General features: G+C 71.5%; 19 protein-coding genes. 17 read left to right on the top strand and 2 right to left on the bottom strand.

Annotated elements, in window-relative coordinates:
* The first annotated feature begins 88 nt into the window (after positions 1-88).
* From ACZ6AA_RS22005 to nusB, 3 genes are all read left to right on the top strand, one after another.
* Positions 89-1,195, top strand: a complete 1,107-nt coding sequence (locus ACZ6AA_RS22005) for an aminopeptidase P family protein (protein WP_468453267.1) — start codon at positions 89-91, stop codon at positions 1,193-1,195.
* A 61-nt stretch (positions 1,196-1,256) separates the two neighbouring features.
* Positions 1,257-1,823, top strand: a complete 567-nt coding sequence (gene efp / locus ACZ6AA_RS22000) for an elongation factor P (RefSeq protein ID WP_468453269.1) — start codon at positions 1,257-1,259, stop codon at positions 1,821-1,823.
* A 2-nt stretch (positions 1,824-1,825) separates the two neighbouring features.
* Complete coding sequence (nusB, locus tag ACZ6AA_RS21995; RefSeq protein ID WP_471459553.1) at positions 1,826-2,257, top strand: transcription antitermination factor NusB; 432 nt, start codon at positions 1,826-1,828, stop codon at positions 2,255-2,257.
* A 232-nt stretch (positions 2,258-2,489) separates the two neighbouring features.
* Here nusB and bldD read toward each other — a convergent pair whose 3' ends face one another.
* Positions 2,490-2,990 carry a transcriptional regulator BldD gene (bldD, locus tag ACZ6AA_RS21990; RefSeq protein WP_016638847.1) on the bottom strand — a complete coding sequence of 167 codons (501 nt, stop codon included), beginning with the start codon at positions 2,988-2,990 and terminating at the stop codon, positions 2,490-2,492.
* Between the two features lie 240 nt (positions 2,991-3,230).
* On the opposite strand from bldD, the gene pyrR reads away from it, so the two are divergent.
* The 14 genes from pyrR (at position 3,231) to ACZ6AA_RS21920 (ending at position 20,178) form a co-directional block, all read left to right on the top strand.
* Positions 3,231-3,806 carry a bifunctional pyr operon transcriptional regulator/uracil phosphoribosyltransferase PyrR gene (gene pyrR / locus ACZ6AA_RS21985; RefSeq protein ID WP_468453274.1) on the top strand — a complete coding sequence of 192 codons (576 nt, stop codon included), beginning with the start codon at positions 3,231-3,233 and terminating at the stop codon, positions 3,804-3,806.
* Between the two features lie 137 nt (positions 3,807-3,943).
* On the top strand, positions 3,944-4,957 hold the full coding sequence (locus tag ACZ6AA_RS21980; RefSeq protein WP_468453276.1) for an aspartate carbamoyltransferase catalytic subunit: 1,014 nt from the start codon (positions 3,944-3,946) through the stop codon (positions 4,955-4,957).
* A 4-nt stretch (positions 4,958-4,961) separates the two neighbouring features.
* Positions 4,962-6,248 (top strand): dihydroorotase, encoded by a 1,287-nt coding sequence (locus ACZ6AA_RS21975; RefSeq protein ID WP_468453278.1) that lies wholly within the window; start codon positions 4,962-4,964, stop codon positions 6,246-6,248.
* A complete protein-coding gene (locus ACZ6AA_RS21970; RefSeq protein WP_468453280.1) occupies positions 6,245-6,874 on the top strand; it encodes a PH-like domain-containing protein in 630 nt (209 codons plus the stop codon). The genes ACZ6AA_RS21975 and ACZ6AA_RS21970 overlap by 4 nt, the downstream gene beginning before the upstream one ends.
* On the top strand, positions 6,871-8,013 hold the full coding sequence (gene carA, locus ACZ6AA_RS21965) for a glutamine-hydrolyzing carbamoyl-phosphate synthase small subunit (protein ID WP_468453282.1): 1,143 nt from the start codon (positions 6,871-6,873) through the stop codon (positions 8,011-8,013). Before ACZ6AA_RS21970 ends, carA begins: the two co-directional genes overlap by 4 nt.
* The gene (gene carB / locus ACZ6AA_RS21960) at positions 8,006-11,323 is read left to right on the top strand and encodes a carbamoyl-phosphate synthase large subunit (RefSeq protein ID WP_471459551.1); all 3,318 of its coding nucleotides are present in this window, start codon (positions 8,006-8,008) and stop codon (positions 11,321-11,323) included. Before carA ends, carB begins: the two co-directional genes overlap by 8 nt.
* 138 nt (positions 11,324-11,461) lie before the next feature.
* Entirely contained in the window at positions 11,462-12,574 is a 1,113-nt protein-coding gene (locus ACZ6AA_RS21955) for a quinone-dependent dihydroorotate dehydrogenase (RefSeq protein WP_471459549.1), read from the top strand.
* Positions 12,571-13,416: an orotidine-5'-phosphate decarboxylase gene (gene pyrF, locus ACZ6AA_RS21950; protein WP_468453288.1), complete on the top strand. Its 846-nt coding sequence runs from the start codon at positions 12,571-12,573 to the stop codon at positions 13,414-13,416. The genes ACZ6AA_RS21955 and pyrF overlap by 4 nt, the downstream gene beginning before the upstream one ends.
* A 380-nt stretch (positions 13,417-13,796) precedes the next feature.
* Positions 13,797-14,120 (top strand): integration host factor, encoded by a 324-nt coding sequence (locus ACZ6AA_RS21945; protein WP_016638838.1) that lies wholly within the window; start codon positions 13,797-13,799, stop codon positions 14,118-14,120.
* Between the two features lie 62 nt (positions 14,121-14,182).
* Entirely contained in the window at positions 14,183-14,776 is a 594-nt protein-coding gene (gene gmk / locus ACZ6AA_RS21940; protein ID WP_468453290.1) for a guanylate kinase, read from the top strand.
* A 39-nt stretch (positions 14,777-14,815) separates the two neighbouring features.
* Complete coding sequence (gene rpoZ, locus ACZ6AA_RS21935) at positions 14,816-15,088, top strand: DNA-directed RNA polymerase subunit omega (protein ID WP_164326427.1); 273 nt, start codon at positions 14,816-14,818, stop codon at positions 15,086-15,088.
* Positions 15,089-15,197: 109 nt separating this feature from the next.
* Positions 15,198-16,403 carry a bifunctional phosphopantothenoylcysteine decarboxylase/phosphopantothenate--cysteine ligase CoaBC gene (coaBC, locus tag ACZ6AA_RS21930; protein WP_468453293.1) on the top strand — a complete coding sequence of 402 codons (1,206 nt, stop codon included), beginning with the start codon at positions 15,198-15,200 and terminating at the stop codon, positions 16,401-16,403.
* Positions 16,404-16,675: 272 nt separating this feature from the next.
* Entirely contained in the window at positions 16,676-17,884 is a 1,209-nt protein-coding gene (gene metK, locus ACZ6AA_RS21925; protein WP_385722378.1) for a methionine adenosyltransferase, read from the top strand.
* A 143-nt stretch (positions 17,885-18,027) separates the two neighbouring features.
* On the top strand, positions 18,028-20,178 hold the full coding sequence (locus ACZ6AA_RS21920) for a primosomal protein N' (protein WP_468453295.1): 2,151 nt from the start codon (positions 18,028-18,030) through the stop codon (positions 20,176-20,178).
* A gap of 100 nt (positions 20,179-20,278) precedes the next feature.
* Here the strand turns inward: ACZ6AA_RS21920 and ACZ6AA_RS21915 are convergent, their stop codons facing one another.
* The gene (locus ACZ6AA_RS21915; RefSeq protein WP_468453297.1) at positions 20,279-20,842 is read right to left on the bottom strand and encodes a hypothetical protein; all 564 of its coding nucleotides are present in this window, start codon (positions 20,840-20,842) and stop codon (positions 20,279-20,281) included.
* Positions 20,843-21,092 lie beyond the last annotated feature (250 nt).

Genomic DNA, 21,092 nt, shown 5'->3' with positions numbered 1-21,092 from the left:
CCGCCCCCACCGCCCGGCGCGCAGCCGCCACCGCCCGTCCGGACGCGCTGAACCGGCCGTACCGCTTCCGCGCTCATAGGCTCGCCCCATGTCAGAGGTGTACGCCGCGCGCAGGGAGCGGCTCAGGGAGCGCTGTGCGGGGGGTGGGAGCGCGGCCGCGCTGGTGTCGCGGCCCGCCAATGTGCGCTATCTCGCGGGTGCGGCGCCGAGCGGAGCCGTGCTGCTGCTCGGGCGGACCGAGGACGTCTTGGTGTGTGGGCGGCCGCCGGGGGAGGAGCCGGGGACGGAGCTGGCCGACGCGGGGCTGCGGGCGCATGTGCTCGCGACGCCCGGGGGCGATCCGGCCGTCGTGGGGGCGGGGCAGGCCGCGGCGCAGGGGGCCGAGACGCTGGCCGTGGAGGAGCACCACCTCACCGTGGCCCGGCACCACGCGCTGGCCTCCGTCGCGCCGGGGGTGCGCCTGACGGACCTCGGGCAGGGCGTGGAGCAGCTGCGGCTCGTGAAGGACGAGGAGGAGATCTCCTGTCTGCGGATCGCCGCCGAGATCGCCGACCAGGCGCTGGGGGAACTGCTCGAGTCGATCCTCGTGGGGCGCACCGAGCGGCACCTCGCGCTGGAGCTTGAGCGCCGTCTCGTGGACCACGGGGCCGACGGACCGGCCTTCGCGACCTCCGTCGGCACCGGGCCGAACTCGGGCCGCGGCGGGCACCGGCCCACCGACCGGCGCGTCGAGGAGGGCGACTTCCTCTCCGTCTGTCTGGGCTCCTGCTACCGCGGCTACCGCAGCGAGATCGGCCGCACTTTCGTCATCGGCACCTCACCCGCGGACTGGCAGATCGAGCTGTACGACCTCGTCTTCGCCGCTCAGCGGGCCGGTCGCGAGGCCCTGACCCCCGGTGCCGCCTGCCGTGACGTGGACCGCGCGGCACGCCACGTACTGGATGCCGCGGGCTACGCGGACGGGCTCGCTCCGCGCATCGGACACGGCGTCGGACTCGAAATCGACGAGGACCCGCAGTTGGCGCCCGCGGCCATGGGTAAACTGGACGCTTGCGTGCCGGTCACCGTCGAACCGGGGGTCCACCTCCCGGGCCGGGGCGGGGTCCGGATCGATGACACGCTCGTCGTCCGCTGCGAAGCGGACGGCGGACCCGAGCTACTCACCATTACGACCAAGGAGCTGCTCGCGCTCTAGCGGTACCCACCGCGGCGCGTGCCCCGGCGTCGTCCACGTCAGTCCAGGAGATTCCGCAACCGTGGCTTCCACGAACGACCTCAAGAACGGCCTGGTGCTCAAGCTCGAAGGCGGCCAGCTCTGGTCCGTCGTCGAGTTCCAGCACGTCAAGCCCGGCAAGGGCCCGGCCTTCGTGCGCACCAAGCTCAAGAACGTGCTCTCCGGCAAGGTTGTCGACAAGACGTTCAACGCCGGCGTCAAGGTCGACACGGCCACGATCGACAAGCGCGACATGCAGTTCTCCTACATGGACGGCGAGTACTTCGTCTTCATGGACATGGAGACCTACGACCAGCTGCACATCGACAAGAAGGCCGTCGGCGACGCCGCGAACTTCCTGATCGAGGGCTTCACGGCCACCGTCGCGCAGCACGAGGGCTCGGTCCTCTTCGTCGAGCTGCCCGCCGCCGTCGAGCTCACCATCCAGGAGACCGAGCCGGGCGTCCAGGGCGACCGCTCCACCGGTGGCACCAAGCCCGCCATCCTGGAGACCGGCCACCAGATCAACGTGCCGCTCTTCATCACCACCGGCGAGAAGATCAAGGTCGACACCCGCGACAGCAGCTACCTCGGCCGGGTGAACAGCTAACCGTGGCCGCCCGTAACACGGCCCGCAAGCGTGCCTTCCAGATCCTCTTCGAGGCCGACCAGCGCGGTGCAGACGTCCTGACGGTCCTCGCGGACTGGGTGCGCCACGCGCGCTCCGACACCCGGCAGCCGCCGGTCAGCGAGTACACGATGGAGCTCGTCGAGGGGTACGAGAACCACGCTTCCCGCATCGACGAGCTGATCTCGCAGTACGCCGTCGGATGGACGCTCGACCGGATGCCCGTCGTCGACCGGAACATCCTGCGTCTTGGCGCGTACGAACTCGTCTGGGTCGACGGAACGCCCGACGCGGTCGTTCTGGACGAGGCCGTCCAGCTCGCCAAGGAATTCTCCACGGACGAGTCGCCGGCCTTCATCAATGGGCTGCTCGGCCGTCTCAAGGAGCTGAAGCTGAGTCTTCGCCGGGAGGAGTAGGCTGCCGCCGCTTTTCTCGGACGCCGTAGGGCCCGCAGCTGTTTGGCTGCGGGCCCTACGGCGTTTTTCATTCCGCACGGGCACGCACTGCCGAGGGTTTCCGTCCGCCGACCGATTCCGGCGGATCTGTCGCTTCCGGGGCGGCGCACAAAAAGGCCGCCGGGGTGGCCGGAAACCAATCGGTTCCGGCCACCCCGGCGGCACGTTTCTGCTCAACTCTCCCTTGGGAGAATCAGACCTCTTCGTGGGCCACGGCGCGGCGCGCGTCGGCGTCGAGAACGCCCCAGCTGATCAGCTGCTCGGTGAGCACCGAGGGCGACTGGTCGTAGATCACGGCGAGGGTGCGCAGGTCGTCCTGGCGGATGGAGAGGACCTTGCCGTTGTAGTCACCGCGCTGGGACTGGATCGTGGCGGCGTAACGCTGCAGGGGACCCGCCTTCTCGGCCGGGACGTGGGCCAGTCGCTCCAGGTCCAGGACCAGCTTGGGCGGGGGCTCGGCGGCACCGCCGGGCGGGGTGCCCGGGAGGAGTTCCTGCACCGGAACGCCGTAGAAGTCCGCCAGCTCGGCAAGGCGCTGCACGGTCACGGCACGGTCGCCGCGCTCGTACGACCCGACCACGACCGCCTTCCAGCGACCCTGGGACTTCTCCTCGACTCCGTGGAGGGAAAGGCCCTGCTGGGTGCGGATGGCGCGGAGCTTGGCCCCGAGCTGTTTGGCGTATTCGCTGGACATATAGCTCCCCGGACGCTGTGACAACGTGCGGCTCCGCCGCGCTGCTGGTGACTCACTGTGAGGTTACGCAGCGTTACTTGGCTGCGTCAAGCCGAATGAGTCCGAGGGCCCCTTCCGTGGGGGTGGTGACGGCCCGCGTTGCCGTTGCTGGTACCGTGAGAAACGCTGCTGACGCAGTTGGCGCAATTTAGACGTCCTTTAAGGTCCGTCCCGTGAGGCGGAGAAGGAGGTCCGTTTTACATGGACACGCATGACTCCGATGTCGCGAGGCCCGTTCTCGAAGGCCCGGACATCGCACGGGTGTTGACCCGTATCGCCCACGAAATCGTCGAGCGCGCCAAGGGCGCGGAGGACGTGGTCCTGCTCGGCATTCCCACTCGGGGTGTCTTCCTCGCCCAGCGGCTCGCCGCGAAGCTTGAGGAGATCACCGGCCGCAAGATCCCGGTCGGCTCCCTCGACATCACGATGTACCGCGACGACCTGCGGATGCACCCGCCGCGCGCCCTCGCCCGCACCGACATCCCCGGTGACGGCATCGACGGCCGCCTCGTCGTCCTCGTGGACGACGTGCTCTTCTCCGGCCGCACCATCCGCGCCGCCCTCGACGCCCTGAACGACATCGGCCGCCCGCGCGCGGTGCAGCTCGCCGTTCTCGTCGACCGAGGCCACCGAGAACTGCCCATCCGCGCCGACTACGTAGGCAAGAACCTCCCGACGTCGCTGCGGGAGACGGTCAAGGTCCAGCTCGCCGAGGAGGACGGCCGCGACGCCGTGCTGCTCGGTGCCAAGCCGACCGCTCCGGCCGGCGAGCGCTAGCTCCTTCCCGCACGACCGGCCCCCGTGGCCCCCGGTCCGTGCGCGAGCTGACGCGCGCCCGCATGCCCGCCGTGCCCCGCGGGGGACACCCCCACCCGGGCACCCGCACACCTGAATTCCCTTACGGAGCCCACCAGATGATGCGACACCTCATCTCGGCCGCCGACCTCACCCGCGACGACGCCGTTCTCATCCTCGACACCGCCGAGGAGATGGCCCGCGTCGCCGACCGGCCGATCAAGAAGCTGCCCGCGCTGCGCGGCCGCACCGTGGTCAACCTCTTCTTCGAGGACTCGACCCGGACCCGGATCTCCTTCGAGGCCGCCGAGAAGCGCCTCTCCGCCGACGTCATCAACTTCGCCGCCAAGGGGTCGAGCGTCTCCAAGGGCGAGTCCCTGAAGGACACCGCCCAGACCCTGGAGGCCATGGGCGTCGACGCGGTCGTCATCCGCCACGGCGCCTCCGGAGCGCCCTACACGCTCGCGAACTCCGGCTGGATCGACGCGGCCGTCATCAACGCGGGCGACGGCACCCACCAGCACCCCACCCAGGCCCTCCTCGACGCCTTCACCATGCGCCGCCGCCTGGTCGGCCGGGACGCCGGGCTCGGCCAGGACCTGGCCGGCAAGCGCGTCACGATCGTCGGGGACATCCTGCACAGCCGCGTCGCCCGCTCGAACGTGGACCTGCTGCACACCCTCGGCGCCGACGTCACCCTCGTCGCGCCGCCCACCCTGGTCCCGGTGGGCGTCGAGCACTGGCCGTGCGAGGTGTCGTACGACCTCGACCGGGTGCTGCCCAAGTCGGACGCCGTGATGATGCTGCGTGTGCAGCGCGAGCGCATGAACGCCGCGTTCTTCCCCACCGAGCGGGAGTACTCCCGCCGCTACGGCCTCGACGGCGAGCGCATGGCGCGGATGCCCGAGCACGCCGTCGTGATGCACCCGGGTCCGATGGTCCGCGGCATGGAGATCACCGCCGAGGTCGCCGACTCCGACCGCTGCACGGTCGTCGAGCAGGTCGCCAACGGCGTCTCGATCCGCATGGCCGTCCTGTACCTGCTCCTCGGCGGCAACGAGCCCGCCGTCACCCACACCCGCCCCGCCACCGAGCGCCCCGCGCACACCGTTCTCTCGGACGAGGAGAAGTAAGACCATGAGCAAGATCCTGATCCGTGGCGCGCAGGTGCTCGGCGGCGAGCCGCAGGACGTCCTGATCGACGGCGACACCATCGCCGAGGTGGGCACCGGCTTGAGCGCCGAGGGCGCCACGGTCGTCGAGGCCGACGGCAAGGTGCTCCTTCCGGGCCTGGTCGACCTGCACACCCACCTGCGCGAGCCCGGCCGCGAGGACTCCGAGACCGTCCTCACCGGCACCCGCGCCGCCGCAAGCGGCGGCTACACCTCCGTGTTCGCGATGGCCAACACCTTCCCCGTCGCCGACACCGCGGGCGTCGTCGAGCAGGTCTACCGCCTCGGCAAGGAGTCCGGCTACTGCGACGTGCAGCCCATCGGCGCCGTCACCGTCGGCCTGGAGGGCAAGAAGCTCGCCGAGCTGGGCGCCATGCACGAGTCGGCGGCCGGTGTCACGGTCTTCTCCGACGACGGCAAGTGCGTCGACGACGCCGTGATCATGCGGCGCGCCCTGGAGTACGTGAAGGCCTTCGGCGGCGTCGTCGCCCAGCACGCGCAGGAGCCCCGGCTCACCGAGGGCGCCCAGATGAACGAGGGCGTCGTCTCCGCGGAGCTCGGGCTCGGCGGCTGGCCCGCGGTGGCCGAAGAATCGATCATCGCCCGGGACGTCCTGCTCGCCGAGCACGTCGGTTCGCGCGTGCACATCTGCCACCTGTCGACCGCGGGCTCCGTGGAGATCGTGCGCTGGGCCAAGTCCCGCGGCATCGACGTCACGGCCGAGGTCACCCCGCACCACCTGCTCCTCACCGACGAGCTGGTGCGCAGCTACAACCCGGTCTACAAGGTCAACCCGCCGCTGCGCACCGAGCGCGACGTCATGGCGCTGCGCGAGGCCCTGGCCGACGGCACCATCGACATCGTCGCCACCGACCACGCCCCGCACCCGCACGAGGACAAGGACTGCGAGTGGGGTGCGGCCGCCATGGGCATGGTCGGCCTGGAGACCGCCCTGTCCGTCGTCCAGCACACGATGGTCGACACCGGCCTGCTCACCTGGGCGGGCGTCGCCGACCGCATGTCCCACACCCCGGCGCGGATCGGGCAGGCCGACGGCCACGGCCGCCCCGTCTCGGCGGGCGAGCCCGCGAACCTCACGCTCGTCGATCCGGCATACCGTGGACCCGTGGACCCCGCGGGATTCGCCTCCCGCAGCCGCAACACCCCCTACGAGGGCCGTGAGCTGCCGGGACGCGTCACGCACACGTGGCTGCGGGGCCGGGCCACGCTCGTCGACGGGAAGCTCCAGTGACCGCTACACACGTTCTTGCCAGCACCCACCTGACCCACCTGGCCGCCGAGGAGAAGTCGGCGGAGGTCACCGACTGGGCCGCCCGCATCGGCTGGGTCGTCGGCCTGCTGCTCTTCATCGCGCTCGTCTACTGGCTGATGCGCGAGGGCTGGAAGTGGCGCGGCACGCTCCAGTCGGACCTGCCGGAGCTCCCCAGCGCGCCGTCCGCGACCGGCCCGGCCACACTTGAGCTGACCGGCCGGTACCACGGCTCGACCACCGCGGGCCACTGGCTCGACCGGATCGTGGCGCACGGCCTCGGCACCCGCAGCCGGGTGGAGCTGACCCTCACCGACGCGGGCCTGGACGTCGTACGCCCCGGGGCGCGGGACTTCTTCATCCCGAAGGAGGCGCTGCGCGAGGCCCGGCTCGACAAGGGCATCGCGGGCAAGGTCCTCGCCGAGGGCGGTCTGCTGATCGTCACCTGGGCGCACGGCGACAAGCTCCTCGACTCCGGCTTCCGCTCGGACCACGCCGCCGAGCAGGCCGAGTGGGTCACCACCATCAACAACATGATCGACAGCACCGAGACCGACGGCGCCGACGCCGAGGTCGACAGCACGACGCAAACGGAAGGCGCACGATGACGACCTCCACTCGGGGAGCCGTGAAGACTCCCGCCGTACTCGTCCTGGAGGACGGCCGCATCTTCCGCGGGCGCGCCTACGGGGCCGTGGGGGAGACCTTCGGAGAGGCCGTCTTCTCCACCGGCATGACCGGCTACCAGGAGACCCTCACCGACCCGTCGTACCACCGCCAGGTCGTCGTGATGACCGCCCCGCACGTCGGCAACACCGGCGTCAACGACGAGGACCCCGAGTCCGCGCGGATCTGGGTCTCCGGCTACGTGGTGCGCGACCCCGCGCGCGTGCCCTCCAACTGGCGCGCCAAGCGCTCCCTGGACGAGGAGCTGGAGCGCCAGGGCGTCGTCGGCATCAGCGGCATCGACACCCGCGCGCTCACCCGCCACCTGCGCGAGCGCGGCGCCATGCGCGTCGGCATCTTCTCCGGGGACGCCGTCTCCGCGGACGCCGATCTGCTCGCCAAGGTGCAGGAGGCCCCGCAGATGAAGGGCGCGAACCTGTCCGCGGAGGTCGCCACCAAGGAGACGTACGTCGTCCCCGCGATCGGCACCAAGAGGTTCACGGTCGCCGCCGTCGACCTCGGCATCAAGGGCATGACGCCGCAGCGGATGGCCGAGCGCGGCATCGAGGTGCACGTCCTGCCCGCCACCGCCACCGCCGAGGACGTCTACGCCGTCAACCCGGACGGCGTGTTCTTCTCCAACGGCCCCGGCGACCCGGCCACGGCCGACGGTCCCGTCGCCGTCATGCAGGAGGTCCTGAAGCGCAGGACGCCGCTGTTCGGCATCTGCTTCGGCAACCAGATCCTCGGCCGCGCCCTCGGCTTCGGCACGTACAAGCTGAAGTACGGCCACCGCGGCATCAACCAGCCCGTGCAGGACCGCACCACGGGCAAGGTCGAGGTCACCGCGCACAACCACGGCTTCGCCGTCGACGCGCCGCTCGACAAGGTCTCCGACACCCCCTACGGCCGCGCCGAGGTCTCCCACGTGTGCCTCAACGACCAGGTGGTGGAGGGGCTCCAGCTCCTCGACCAGCCCGCGTTCAGCGTCCAGTACCACCCCGAGGCGGCCGCCGGCCCGCACGACGCCGCGTACCTCTTCGACCGCTTCACCACCCTGATGGAGGGCCAGCGTGCCTAAGCGCACCGATATCCAGTCCGTCCTGGTCATCGGCTCCGGCCCGATCGTCATCGGCCAGGCCGCGGAGTTCGACTACTCCGGCACCCAGGCGTGCCGCGTCCTCAAGTCCGAGGGCCTGCGCGTCATCCTCGTCAACTCGAACCCCGCGACGATCATGACCGACCCGGAGATCGCCGACGCCACGTACGTCGAGCCGATCACCCCGGAGTTCGTCGAGAAGATCATCGCCAAGGAGCGCCCCGACGCGCTCCTGCCCACCCTCGGCGGTCAGACGGCCCTCAACACGGCCATCTCCATGCACGAGCAGGGTGTCCTGGAGAAGTACGGCGTCGAGCTGATCGGCGCCAACGTCGAGGCCATCAACAAGGGCGAGGACCGCGACCTCTTCAAGGACGTCGTCGAAGAGGTCCGCAAGAAGATCGGTCACGGCGAGTCGGCCCGCTCGTACATCTGCCACTCCATGGACGACGTCCTCAAGGGCGTCGAGGAGCTCGGCGGCTACCCCGTCGTCGTGCGCCCGTCCTTCACCATGGGCGGCGCCGGATCCGGTTTCGCGCACAACGAGGACGAGCTGCGCCGCATCGCGGGCCAGGGCCTCACGCTCTCGCCGACCACCGAGGTGCTCCTGGAGGAGTCCATCCTCGGCTGGAAGGAGTACGAGCTGGAGCTGATGCGCGACAAGAACGACAACGTCGTGGTCGTCTGCTCCATCGAGAACTTCGACCCGATGGGCGTGCACACCGGCGACTCGATCACGGTCGCGCCCGCGATGACGCTCACCGACCGCGAGTACCAGATCCTGCGGGACGTCGGCATCGCGATCATCCGTGAGGTCGGCGTCGACACCGGCGGCTGCAACATCCAGTTCGCCATCAACCCCGACGACGGCCGGGTCATCGTCATCGAGATGAACCCGCGCGTCTCCCGCTCCTCGGCGCTCGCGTCGAAGGCCACCGGCTTCCCGATCGCCAAGATCGCCGCGAAGCTGGCCGTCGGCTACACGCTCGATGAGATCCCCAACGACATCACCGAGAAGACCCCGGCCTCCTTCGAGCCGACCCTCGACTATGTCGTCGTCAAGGCCCCGCGCTTCGCGTTCGAGAAGTTCCCGCAGGCCGACTCCACGCTGACCACGACCATGAAGTCCGTCGGCGAGGCCATGGCCATCGGCCGCAACTTCACCGAGGCCCTGCAGAAGGCGCTGCGCTCCCTGGAGAAGAAGGGCAGCCAGTTCTCCTTCACCGGCAAGCCCGGCGACAAGTACACGCTCCTGCGCGCCGCCGTGCGGCCCACCGACGGGCGCATCAACACCGTCATGCAGGCCATCCGCGCGGGCGCCACGCCCCAGGAGGTCTTCGACGCCACGAAGATCGACCCCTGGTTCGTCGACCAGCTCTTCCTCATCAAGGAGATCGCGGACGAGCTGACGGCCGCGGAGAAGCTGGAGCCGGAGCTGCTCGCCGAGGCCAAGCGGCACGGCTTCTCCGACGCCCAGATCGCCGAGATCCGCGGCCTGCGCGAGGACGTCGTCCGCGAGGTCCGGCAGGCCCTCGGTGTCCGTCCTGTCTACAAGACGGTCGACACCTGCGCCGCCGAGTTCGCCGCCAAGACGCCGTACTTCTACTCCTCCTACGACGAGGAGTCCGAGGTCGCCCGGCGCGAGAAGCCCGCCGTGATCATCCTGGGCTCCGGCCCGAACCGCATCGGCCAGGGCATCGAGTTCGACTACTCCTGCGTGCACGCCTCCTTCGCGCTGAGCGACGCGGGCTACGAGACCGTCATGGTCAACTGCAACCCGGAGACCGTCTCCACCGACTACGACACCTCCGACCGGCTCTACTTCGAGCCGCTCACCCTGGAGGACGTCCTGGAGATCGTCCACGCGGAGTCCCTCGCGGGCCCGATCGCGGGCGTCGTCGTCCAGCTCGGCGGCCAGACCCCGCTCGGCCTCGCCCAGGCCCTGAAGGACAACGGCGTCCCCGTCGTCGGCACCTCGCCCGAGGCCATCCACGCCGCCGAGGACCGCGGCGCCTTCGGCCGCGTGCTCGCCGAGGCGGGCCTGCCCGCGCCCAAGCACGGCACCGCGACGACCTTCGCCGAGGCCAAGGCCATCGCCGACGAGATCGGCTACCCCGTCCTCGTCCGTCCCTCGTACGTCCTCGGCGGGCGCGGCATGGAGATCGTGTACGACGAGACCCGCCTGTCGTCGTACATCGAGGAGTCGACCGAGATCAGCCCGTCCCGGCCGGTCCTCGTCGACCGCTTCCTGGACGACGCCATCGAGATCGACGTGGACGCGCTCTACGACGGCCACGAGCTGTACCTCGGCGGCGTCATGGAGCACATCGAGGAGGCCGGCATCCACTCCGGCGACTCGGCGTGCGCGCTGCCCCCGATCACGCTCGGCGGCCACGACATCAAGCGCCTGCGCGCCTCCACGGAGGGCATCGCCAAGGGCGTCGGCGTACGCGGACTCATCAACATCCAGTTCGCGATGGCCGGGGACATCCTCTACGTCCTGGAGGCCAACCCGCGCGCCTCGCGCACCGTCCCCTTCACCTCGAAGGCGACCGCGGTGCCGCTGGCGAAGGCCGCCGCCCGCATCTCGCTGGGCGCGACCATCGCCGAGCTGCGCGCGGAAGGCCTCCTTCCGGCGGTCGGCGACGGGGGCGAACTGCCGCTCGACGCGCCGATCTCCGTCAAGGAGGCCGTGATGCCCTGGTCGCGCTTCCGCGACATCCAGGGCCGCGGCGTCGACACCGTGCTCGGCCCGGAGATGCGCTCCACCGGTGAGGTCATGGGCATCGACTCGGTGTTCGGCACGGCGTACGCCAAGTCGCAGGCGGGCGCGTACGGCCCGCTGCCGACCAAGGGCCGCGCGTTCATCTCGGTGGCCAACCGCGACAAGCGCTCGATGATCTTCCCGGCGCGGGAGCTGGTCGCCCACGGCTTCGAGCTGCTCGCCACCTCCGGCACGGCCGAGGTGCTCAAGCGCAACGGCATCAACGCCACGGTCGTGCGCAAGCAGTCCGAGGGCGAGGGCCCGAACGGCGAGAAGACCATCGTCCAGCTCATCCACGACGGCCAGGTCGACCTCATCGTCAACACCCCGTACGGCACGGGTGGCCGCCTCGACGGCTACGACATCCGCACGGCCGCCGTCGCGCGCTCCGTGCCGTGCCTGACGACCGTGCAGGGCCTCGCCGCCGCCGTCCAGGGCATCGACGCGCTCAACCGCGGGGACGTGGGCGTGCGCTCGCTCCAGGAACACGCGGAGCACCTGACGGCCCTGTCTGCGGACCGCGACTAGCAGCCCACGAGGGGGACACCGGATCCGGTGTCCCCCTCCTCGTGCGGCTTGCCCCAGGCCCCAGCCCCCAGGCCGCCCCAGGCCGCCCCAGGCCGCACGAGGACACCCAGGACACTGAGGACACCGAGGACTCCACCCATGTACCACCTCTTCTTCCGCCTGGTCTTCACCCGCATGGACCCCGAGCGGGCCCACCACCTGGCCTTCCGCTGGATCCGGCTCGCCGCCCGCGTCCCCGTCCTGCGCACCTTCGTCGCCGCCGCCCTCGCCCCGCGCCACAAGGAGCTGCGCACCGAGGCCCTCGGCCTGCGCATGCACGGCCCCTTCGGGCTCGCCGCCGGATTCGACAAGAACGCCGTCGCCATCGACGGCATGGCCATGCTCGGCTTCGACCACATCGAGATCGGCACGGTCACGGGCGAGCCGCAGCCCGGCAACCCCAAGAAGCGCCTCTTCCGCCTCGTGCCGGACCGCGCGCTGATCAACCGCATGGGCTTCAACAACGAGGGCTCCGCGGCCGTGGCGGCCCGCCTCGCGGCCCGCACGCCCGTCTTCAGGACCGTCGTCGGCGTCAACATCGGCAAGACCAAGGTCGTGCCCGAGGCCGAGGCCTCCGCGGACTACGTGAAGTCCACCGAGCGCCTGGCCCGCCACGCCGACTACCTGGTCGTCAACGTCTCCTCGCCGAACACGCCGGGCCTGCGCAACCTCCAGGCCACGGAGTCGCTGCGCCCGCTGCTCAGCGCCGTGCGCGAGGCCGCCGACCGCAGCGTCGAGGGCCGCCGCGTCCCGCTCCTGGTGAAGATCGCGCCCGACCTCGCCGACGAGGACATCGACGCCGTCGCCGACCTCGCCGTGGAGCTGGGCCTGGACGGCATCATCGCCACGAACACCACCATCGCGCGCGAGGGCCTCGGCCTCACCTCCGACCCGGAGCTGTACGCCGAGACCGGTGGCCTGTCCGGCGCGCCCCTCAAGGAGCGCTCCCTGGAGGTCCTGCGCCGCCTCTACGCGCGCGTGGGCGACCGGATCACCCTCGTGGGCGTCGGCGGCATCGAGAACGCCGAGGACGCCTGGCAGCGCATCCTCGCGGGCGCCACGCTGGTGCAGGGCTACAGCGCGTTCATCTACGAGGGCCCGTTCTGGGCGCGCGGCATCCACAAGGGCCTCGCCGCCCGCCTCGCCACCTCCCCGTACGCGACGCTCGCCGAAGCGGTCGGCGCCGACACCCGAAAGGCCTCCGCAGCATGAGCCCCCAGGAACCCTTCGGCGCCCGGCTGCGCCACGCCATGGACACCCGCGGCCCGCTGTGCGTCGGCATCGACCCGCACGCCTCCCTGCTCGCCGCCTGGGGCCTGAACGACGACATCCAGGGCCTGGAGTCCTTCACCCGCACCGTCGTCGACGCCCTGGCCGACCAGGTCGCCGTCTTCAAGCCGCAGTCGGCGTTCTTCGAGCGCTTCGGCTCGCGGGGCGTCGCCGTCCTGGAGCGTGCGGTCGCGGATCTGCGCGCCGCGGGCGGCCTGGTCGTCATGGACGCCAAGCGCGGCGACATCGGCTCGACCATGGCCGCGTACGCCGAGACCTACCTGCGCAAGGACGCCCCGCTCTTCTCGGACGCCCTGACCGTCTCGCCCTACCTGGGCTACGGCTCCCTGAAGCCCGCCGTGGACCTGGCGCGGGAGAGCGGCACGGGCCTGTTCGTGCTCGCCCTCACCTCCAACCCGGAGGGCGCCGAGGTGCAGCGCGCGGTGCGCGAGGACGGCCGGAGCATCGGGGCCACCATGCTGGGGCACCTCGCGGCCGAGAACGCGGGAGCGGCGCCCATGGGGTCGTACGGGGCCGTGGTCGGGGCCACGCTCGGGGACCTGTCGACGTTCGAGCTCGACATCAACGGGCCGCTGCTCGCGCCGGGCATCGGGGCGCAGGGCGCGACCCCGGCCGACCTTCCCCGGGTCTTCGGCGCGGCCGTGCGCAACGTGGTGCCGAACGTCAGCCGGGGCGTCCTGAAGGCGGGGCCGGACGCGGGCGCGCTGCGGGACGCGGCGGCGCGGTTCGCGGACGAGGTGCGGGCCGCGGTGGACGCCGCGTAGGACGCGGGACTTCTTTCGCCGAGAGCGCGCACGTCGGGGCGCCAGAAAGGCTTTTCCGGGTGCGGATTCGCGTTTCCGGGAGATGTCGAGGAGGGCGTGCGCGCGCAGAACTGACGCGTTGCTTACGCGACACCCGGCCAAAACAGGGGTGAAATGCCTGAAATGTCGGGCTCAGCAGAGGCTGACCAGGACTTTTCGTCTGTTCTCGCTGACTCCGGCGGCCATGGCCGCTAGTCTCCGACGAGTGGGGGCCACCCCCCACACCCTTGAGGTAGTGGGGGACGACGGGCAAGCGCGTTGCACGTTGCTCCCCTGGTGTGGGGCGACTAGGTTCCTCACCGGTCCGTATCCGACAGTTCGACATCCGAGGTGACGTAGGCGTGGCTCTTCCGCCCCTTACCCCTGAACAGCGCGCAGCCGCGCTCGAAAAGGCCGCCGCGGCTCGCCGGGAGCGGGCCGAGGTCAAGAATCGACTCAAGCACTCCGGCGCCTCCCTTCACGAGGTCATCAAGCAGGGCCAGGAGAACGACGTCATCGGCAAGATGAAGGTCTCCGCCCTCCTGGAGTCCCTGCCGGGCGTGGGCAAGGTCCGCGCCAAGCAGATCATGGAGCGCCTCGGCATTTCCGAGAGCCGCCGTGTGCGTGGGCTCGGCTCCAACCAGATCGCGTCTCTCGAGCGCGAGTTCGGCGGCAGCGGGGCCTGACGGTCTCCGGCTTCCTGGGGCTCCTGGTCTCAGGCAGTCCCAAGAGGCTGGATAATCGCTGCATGGCTGCTACACCCCGGGGGACGACCCCCGTACCCCCGGACGTACGTCCGCGGCTGACCGTGCTCTCCGGCCCCTCCGGGGTCGGCAAGAGCACGGTCGTCGCCCATATGCGCAAGGAACACCCCGAGGTCTGGCTCTCGGTCTCGGCGACGACCCGCAAGCCGCGTCCCGGCGAGCGGCACGGCGTGCAGTACTTCTTCGTCTCCGATGACGAGATGGACAAGCTGATCGCCAACGGCGAGCTCCTGGAGTGGGCTGAATTCGCGGGCAACCGCTACGGCACGCCCCGCAACGCCGTTCTGGAGCACCTGGAGGCGGGTGTTCCCGTCCTGCTCGAGATCGACCTGCAGGGCGCCCGCCTGGTGCGCGAGTCCATGCCCGAAGGCCAGCTCGTCTTCCTGGCCCCGCCGAGCTGGGAGGAGCTGGTGCGCCGGCTCACCGGCCGGGGCACGGAGTCGCCCGAGGTGATCGAGCGCAGGCTCGAGGCCGCACGCGTCGAACTGGCCGCCGAGGCCGAGTTCGACACCACCCTGGTCAACACCTCGGTCGAGGACGTAGCACGCGAGCTGCTAGCCTTGATGAAAGTTGTTTGATCTTCACCCCTTTTCTTGACCCCCTTCGGAAGGCAGAGCGTGTCCTCTTCCATCACCGCGCCCGAGGGCATCATCAACCCGCCGATTGATGAGCTGCTCGAGGCCACCGACTCGAAGTACAGCCTCGTGATCTACGCCGCCAAGCGCGCCCGTCAGATCAACGCGTACTACTCGCAGCTCGGCGAGGGCCTCCTGGAGTATGTCGGCCCGCTGGTGGACACCCACGTCCACGAGAAGCCGCTCTCGATCGCGCTCCGCGAGATCAACGCGGGTCTGCTGACGTCCGAGGCCGTCGAGGCCCCCGCGACCTGAGCAGCAGCGCCGCAGTAAGCACCAGCAGGTCCACCACGGGCCCGGCAGAGCACCTGCCGGGCCCGTGGTGTGTCATGGAGTCGTACGTTTTCGAGTGCGGGGAGGCACGGTGGACAAGCCGAAGGTCGTTCTGGGGGTCAGCGGTGGGATCGCCGCCTACAAGGCGTGCGAGCTGCTGCGCCGGCTCACCGAGTCCGGACACGACGTGCGCGTCGTCCCCACCGAGTCCGCGCTGCACTTCGTCGGCGCCGCGACCTGGTCGGCGCTTTCGGGCCACCCCGTGTCCACGGAGGTCTGGTCCGACGTCCACGAGGTGCCGCACGTCCGCATCGGGCAGGGCGCCGACCTCGTGATCGTCGCGCCCGCCACGGCCGACATGCTCGCCAAGGCCGCCCACGGCCTGGCCGACGACCTGCTCACGAACACGCTCCTCACCGCCCGCTGTCCGGTCGTCTTCGCCCCGGCCATGCACACGGAGATGTGGGAGCACCCCGCCACCCAGGAGAACGTCGCCACGCTCCGCCGCCGCGGCGCCCTCGTGATCGAGCCCGCCGTCGGCCGCCTCACCGGCGTCGACACCGGCAAGGGCCGCTTCCCGGAGCCCGCCGAGCTCTTCGAGGTCGTACGCCGCGTCCTCGCCCGCGGCGGGCGGCCCGAGCAGGACCTCGCCGGACGGCACGTCGTCGTCAGCGCAGGCGGCACCCGCGAGCCCCTCGACCCGGTGCGCTTCCTCGGCAACCGCTCCTCCGGCAAGCAGGGCTACGCGCTCGCCCGCAGCGCGGCGGCCCGCGGTGCCCGCGTCACCCTCCTCGCGGCGAACACCGCGCTGCCGGACCCGGCGGGCGTCGACATCGTGCCCGTAGGCACCGCCGTGCAGCTCCGCGAGGCCGTCCTGAAGGCCGCCGCCGACGCCGACGCGGTGGTGATGGCCGCCGCCGTGGCCGACTTCCGCCCCGAGACGTACGCCACCGGAAAGATCAAGAAGAAGGACGGCGAGGCCCCGCCCTCGATCACCCTCGTCCGCAATCCGGACATCCTGGCCGAGATCGCGGGCGAGCGGCCCCGCCCCGGCCAGGTCGTCGTCGGCTTCGCCGCCGAGACGGACGACGTTCTCGCCAATGGACGCGCCAAGCTCGCCCGCAAGGGCTGCGACCTTCTCGTAGTGAATGAAGTCGGCGAGCGCAAGACATTCGGCTCTGAGCAGAATGAGGCGATCGTGCTCGGCGCCGATGGCAGTGAGACTCCTGTGCCGTACGGGCCCAAGGAAGACCTGGCGGACACGATCTGGGACCTGGTGGTTCAGCGACTGGCGTGAACCGGCGGGTCTCCACGCCGAAAACTGGGGCGAACATCACTTTCGTCCAAGTGGAGGGCTCAAATCCTGTGAATTCGGGCGGCAGGCCCCCTGGTGGAGACCGATCGTCGTATCGCACAATGCAGTGCCGCAGGTCACAGGGCTCCATGTGGCGAGACAGGTGACCACGCGGCGGAGTGCGACCGATAAACTGGTCGTGGACGACGTCGAGCGCAGCTCTCGGCACGTCCGCCAATGATCAGCCAGCAGCCGCTGCAACCACAGGGAGCGATGTGTCCCGCCGTCTCTTCACCTCGGAGTCCGTGACCGAGGGTCACCCCGACAAGATCGCCGACCAGATCAGCGACACCATCCTCGACGCCCTTCTGCGGGAGGACCCGACCTCCCGGGTCGCCGTGGAAACGCTCATCACGACCGGCCTCGTGCACGTGGCCGGCGAGGTCACGACCAAGGCGTACGCGCCGATCGCGCAGCTGGTGCGCGAAAAGATCCTCGAGATCGGCTACGACTCCTCGAAGAAGGGCTTCGACGGCGCCTCCTGCGGCGTGTCGGTGTCCATCGGGGCCCAGTCCCCGGACATCGCCCAGGGTGTCGACACCGCGTACGAGAAGCGTGTCGAGGGCGATGAGGACGAGCTCGACAAGCAGGGCGCGGGCGACCAGGGCCTGATGTTCGGCTACGCCTGCGACGAGACCCCCGAGCTCATGCCGCTGCCGATCCACCTCGCGCACCGCCTCTCGCGGCGCCTGTCCGAGGTGCGCAAGAACGGCACCATCCCCTACCTGCGTCCCGACGGAAAGACCCAGGTCACCATCGAGTACGACGGCGACAAGGCCGTCCGCCTCGACACCGTCGTGGTCTCCTCGCAGCACGCGTCGGACATCGACCTGGACTCGCTCCTGGCCCCCGACATCCGTGAGTTCGTCGTCGAGCCGGAGCTCAAGGCGCTCCTCGACGACGGCATCAAGCTGGAGACCGAGGGCTACCGCCTCCTGGTCAACCCGACCGGTCGCTTCGAGATCGGCGGCCCGATGGGCGATGCCGGTCTGACCGGCCGCAAGATCATCATCGACACCTACGGCGGCATGGCCCGCCACGGCGGCGGTGCCTTCTCCGGCAAGGACCCGTCCAAGGTCGACCGCTCCGCCGCCTACGCCATGCGCTGGGTCGCCAAGAACGTCGTCGCGGCCGGCCTCGCCGCCCGCTGCGAGGTCCAGGTGGCCTACGCGATCGGCAAGGCCGAGCCGGTGGGCCTGTTCGTCGAGACCTTCGGCACCGCCAAGGTCGACACGGACAAGATCGAGGCCGCCATCAGCGACGTCTTCGACCTCCGCCCGGCCGCGATCATCCGCGACCTGGACCTGCTGCGCCCCATCTACTCCCAGACCGCCGCGTACGGCCACTTCGGCCGCGCCGTCCCCGACTTCACGTGGGAGCGGACGGACCGGGTCGAGGCGCTGCGCAAGGCCGTGGGCCTGTAGGCACGGCTGCCGCTCTTTCGGTCACTGAGGCCCGGTGCTCCCTTGGGGGAGGCCGGGCCTCGGTGCGTGCCGGGGGGCTCCTGGGCTGCCCCCGGTCCCCGCCCGGGTCGGCGCTGTCACTGCCGTCTGGTAGGAATTTGGCTGTGAGCAGCGAGAACGGTCAGTCGGATGACGGGGAGGGCGGCGGGCCCGAGCAGCTCGCGCTCATTCGGGAGAGTGTGCGCAAGGCCAAGGTGCCCAAGGCGAAGCCGCGTACGTGGCGGGGGGCCGCGTTGGCCGAGGGGTTGCCGGTGGCGCGGGTGGTGGTCGACAAGGGGGTGCTGCATCTCGACCGGTACTTCGACTACGCGGTGCCGGAGGAGCTGGACGAGGCCGCGCAGCCCGGGGTGCGGGTGCGGGTGCGGTTCGGCGCCGGGGCGCGGAACGTGCGGCACGGGCGGCGCGAGGGTGGCGGGCTCATCGACGGGTTCGTCGTCGAGCGGTGCGCCGAGTCGGACTACAACGGGCCGCTGGCCGCGCTCGCGCAGGTCGTGTCGCCGGAGCCCGTCCTGGACCAGGAGCTGCTGGGGCTCGCCCGTGCCGTCGCCGACCGGTACGCGGGCAGCCTGGCCGACGTGTTGCAGCTGGCCGTTCCGCCGCGGCACGCGCGTGCCGAGTCCCGGCCCTCGCCCGCCCCGGCTCCGCCGCCACCCGCGCCCGAGCCGGGGTCCTGGGGGCGGTACGGGCGCGGTGCGGAGTTCGTGGCGGCGCTCGCCTCAGGTGGTGCCCCCCGGGCCGTGTGGACGGCGTTGCCCGGGCCGCAGTGGGCCGACGAGATCGCCCGGGCCGTGCAGGCGACGCTCGCATCGGGGCGCGGCGCCCTCGTCGTCGTACCGGCCGGGCGGCCCGCCGCGCGTGTCGACGCGGCCCTGCGGGAGCGGCTGGGGGAGGGGCAGCACGCCGTGCTCACCGCCGACGCGGGGCAGGAGCGGCGGTATCGGGAGTGGCTGGCCGTGCGCCGCGGGTCGGTGCGGGCCGTCGTCGGGACGCGGGCGGCGATGTTCGCCCCGGTGCGCGACCTCGGGCTCGTCGTCGTATGGGACGACGGCGACGCGAGCCACAGCGACGACAACGCGCCCTTCCCGCATGTGCGGGAGGTGCTCGAGCTGCGTGCCGCGCGGGACAAGTGCGGGTTCCTGTTGGGCAGTTGGGGCTGCACGGTCGAGGCCGCGCAGTTGGTCGAGAGCGGGTGGGCGCTGCCTCTGGTCGCCGGGCGCGAGCAGGTGCGGGGCGCCGCTCCGCTGGTGCGGACCGTCGGGGACGGGGACCTCGCCCGCGACGAGGCCGCTCGGGCCGCGCGGCTGCCCACGCTGGCGTGGCAGGTCGCCCGCGAAGGCCTGAAGCACGGGCCTGTCCTGGTGCAGGTGCCCCGGCGCGGGTATGTGCCGCGCCTCGCCTGCGAGCGGTGCCGGGAGCCCGCGCGCTGCCGCCACTGCGCCGGGCCGCTCGAGGCCCGGGACAGCGGCGCGCTGTGCTGTTCCTGGTGCGGGCGGGACGAGGGTGCCTGGCACTGCTCCGAGTGCGGTGGGTTCCGGCTGCGGGCGCAGGTGGTGGGGGCGCGGCGGACCGCCGAGGAGCTGGGGCGGGCGTTTCCCGCGGTGCCGGTGCGGACGTCGGGGCGGGAGCAGGTCCTCGACACGGTGGGTGGCGCGCCCGCCCTCGTGGTGAGCACCCCCGGCGCGGAGCCCGTGGCCGAGGGCGGCTACGCGGCCGCCCTGCTGCTCGACGGCTGGGCCATGCTCGGCCGCCCCGATCTGCGCGCGGGCGAGGAGGCGCTGCGGCGCTGGATCGGCGCGGCCGCGCTGGTACGCGACCAGGGCGCGGGCGGCACGGTGGTGATCGTCGCCGAGCCGACGCTCCGGCCCGTGCAGGCGCTGGTGCGGTGGGATCCGGTGGGGCACGCGGTGCGGGAGTTGTCGGAGCGGGCCGAGCTGGGGTTTCCGCCGGTGTCGCGGATGGCGGCGGTGACCGGGGCCCCGGACGCGCTGTCCGAGTTCCTCCGCAGCGCCGAACTTCCTCCGGACGCCGAGGTGTTGGGACCGGTGCCGGTCGCCACCCCGGCGGCCGGTCGTCCCCGGCGGCCCGGGGACGCGCCGCCCGGCGAGCACTGGGAGCGCGCGCTCGTCCGGGTGCCACCCGGCAGCGGCGCGGCCCTCGCCCGGGCCCTGAAGACGGCACAGGCCGCGCGGATGGCTCGGGGGGCGGGGCAGCAGGAGGCGGTGCGGGTGCGGATTGATCCTGGGGACATTGGGTGAGTTGGTGCGGGCGAGGGGTGCGTCGGCTGGTGCGGGCGGGCCCTGAAGCACGGCTGCCCCCTGCCCGTCGTGGGCAGGGGGCAGGCGGCGGCCGCCCGTGTCAGCCGTTGCGCGGGCCGGGGAAGGCGCCGGGGCGCATGTCGTCGCGGAGGCCGGGGCTGCCCGCTGACGGCTGGGTCGGCATGGTGCGGGCTGCGGGGACGGAGGGCAGGGGGGCGCCCACCGGGACCGTGCGGGGCGGGGCGGGTGCCGTGGTGGCGGTCGCGGCGGTGGTCGGCTCGGGTGCCCGCTCGGGTTCGGCGGTGGTCTGGGCCGTGGTGCGGCGTGCGCCGTAGCGGCGGTGCACGGCCTGCTTGGTGACGCCGAGCGCGGAGCCCACCGCGTCCCACGAGAAGCCCAGTGAGCGGTCGAAGTCGACGGCCGCGGTCACCAGTGTCTCGACGCTGTCCCGCAGTTCCTGGGCCAGGCGGACGGTCGGAGCGGGAGCGCGTCCGTACACGACGAAGCCCGCGGAGGGGCTGGAGCGGCGCGGGCGGTAGACGTTGCCGAGCTGGGCGGTGAGGGTGCGCAGTGCGTCCACCTGCCGGCGGACCCGCTCGATGTCCCGCACCAGCAGGTGCAGGCTGGCCCGTGCCTGGGCGTCGTGGGTTGCGTGGTCGGCCATGAACAAGCCTCTCGAACCGGCGTTGAGGGATCGGGATGAAAGGAACTGAAGGAACTGAAGGGGAAGGACGGAAAGGAAAGCAGGCGGGGGGGAAGGGAGAAGAGCGGGGACGGGGACGGGTGCGGGGATCGCGTCGGATGGGGACGGGCTGCGTACGGGGACGTGGGGCGTGCGGGGCGGTCCGTGTCTCGGTTCCGCTGCGGCGGCGGGGGGGTTGGCGGTGCTGTGCAATGAGGAGCGGGCCGCGTGT

Source organism: Streptomyces sp. NPDC040610 (genome assembly GCF_055594065.1).
Note: the sequence above shows the minus strand (reverse complement) of the source record. Positions and strands in the feature narration are given on the sequence as shown.

Excerpts from the sequence above, each read along its gene's own strand:
- ACZ6AA_RS22005 (WP_468453267.1), top strand. The coding sequence starts at position 89 with ATGTCAGAGGTGTACGCCGCGCGCAGGGAGCGGCTCAGGGAGCGCTGT.
- bldD (WP_016638847.1), bottom strand. The coding sequence starts at position 2,990 with ATGTCCAGCGAATACGCCAAACAGCTCGGGGCCAAGCTCCGCGCCATC.
- pyrR (WP_468453274.1), top strand. The coding sequence starts at position 3,231 with ATGGACACGCATGACTCCGATGTCGCGAGGCCCGTTCTCGAAGGCCCG.
- ACZ6AA_RS21980 (WP_468453276.1), top strand. The coding sequence starts at position 3,944 with ATGATGCGACACCTCATCTCGGCCGCCGACCTCACCCGCGACGACGCC.
- ACZ6AA_RS21975 (WP_468453278.1), top strand. The coding sequence starts at position 4,962 with ATGAGCAAGATCCTGATCCGTGGCGCGCAGGTGCTCGGCGGCGAGCCG.
- carA (WP_468453282.1), top strand. The coding sequence starts at position 6,871 with ATGACGACCTCCACTCGGGGAGCCGTGAAGACTCCCGCCGTACTCGTC.
- ACZ6AA_RS21955 (WP_471459549.1), top strand. The coding sequence starts at position 11,462 with ATGTACCACCTCTTCTTCCGCCTGGTCTTCACCCGCATGGACCCCGAG.
- pyrF (WP_468453288.1), top strand. The coding sequence starts at position 12,571 with ATGAGCCCCCAGGAACCCTTCGGCGCCCGGCTGCGCCACGCCATGGAC.
- gmk (WP_468453290.1), top strand. The coding sequence starts at position 14,183 with ATGGCTGCTACACCCCGGGGGACGACCCCCGTACCCCCGGACGTACGT.
- ACZ6AA_RS21915 (WP_468453297.1), bottom strand. The coding sequence starts at position 20,842 with ATGGCCGACCACGCAACCCACGACGCCCAGGCACGGGCCAGCCTGCAC.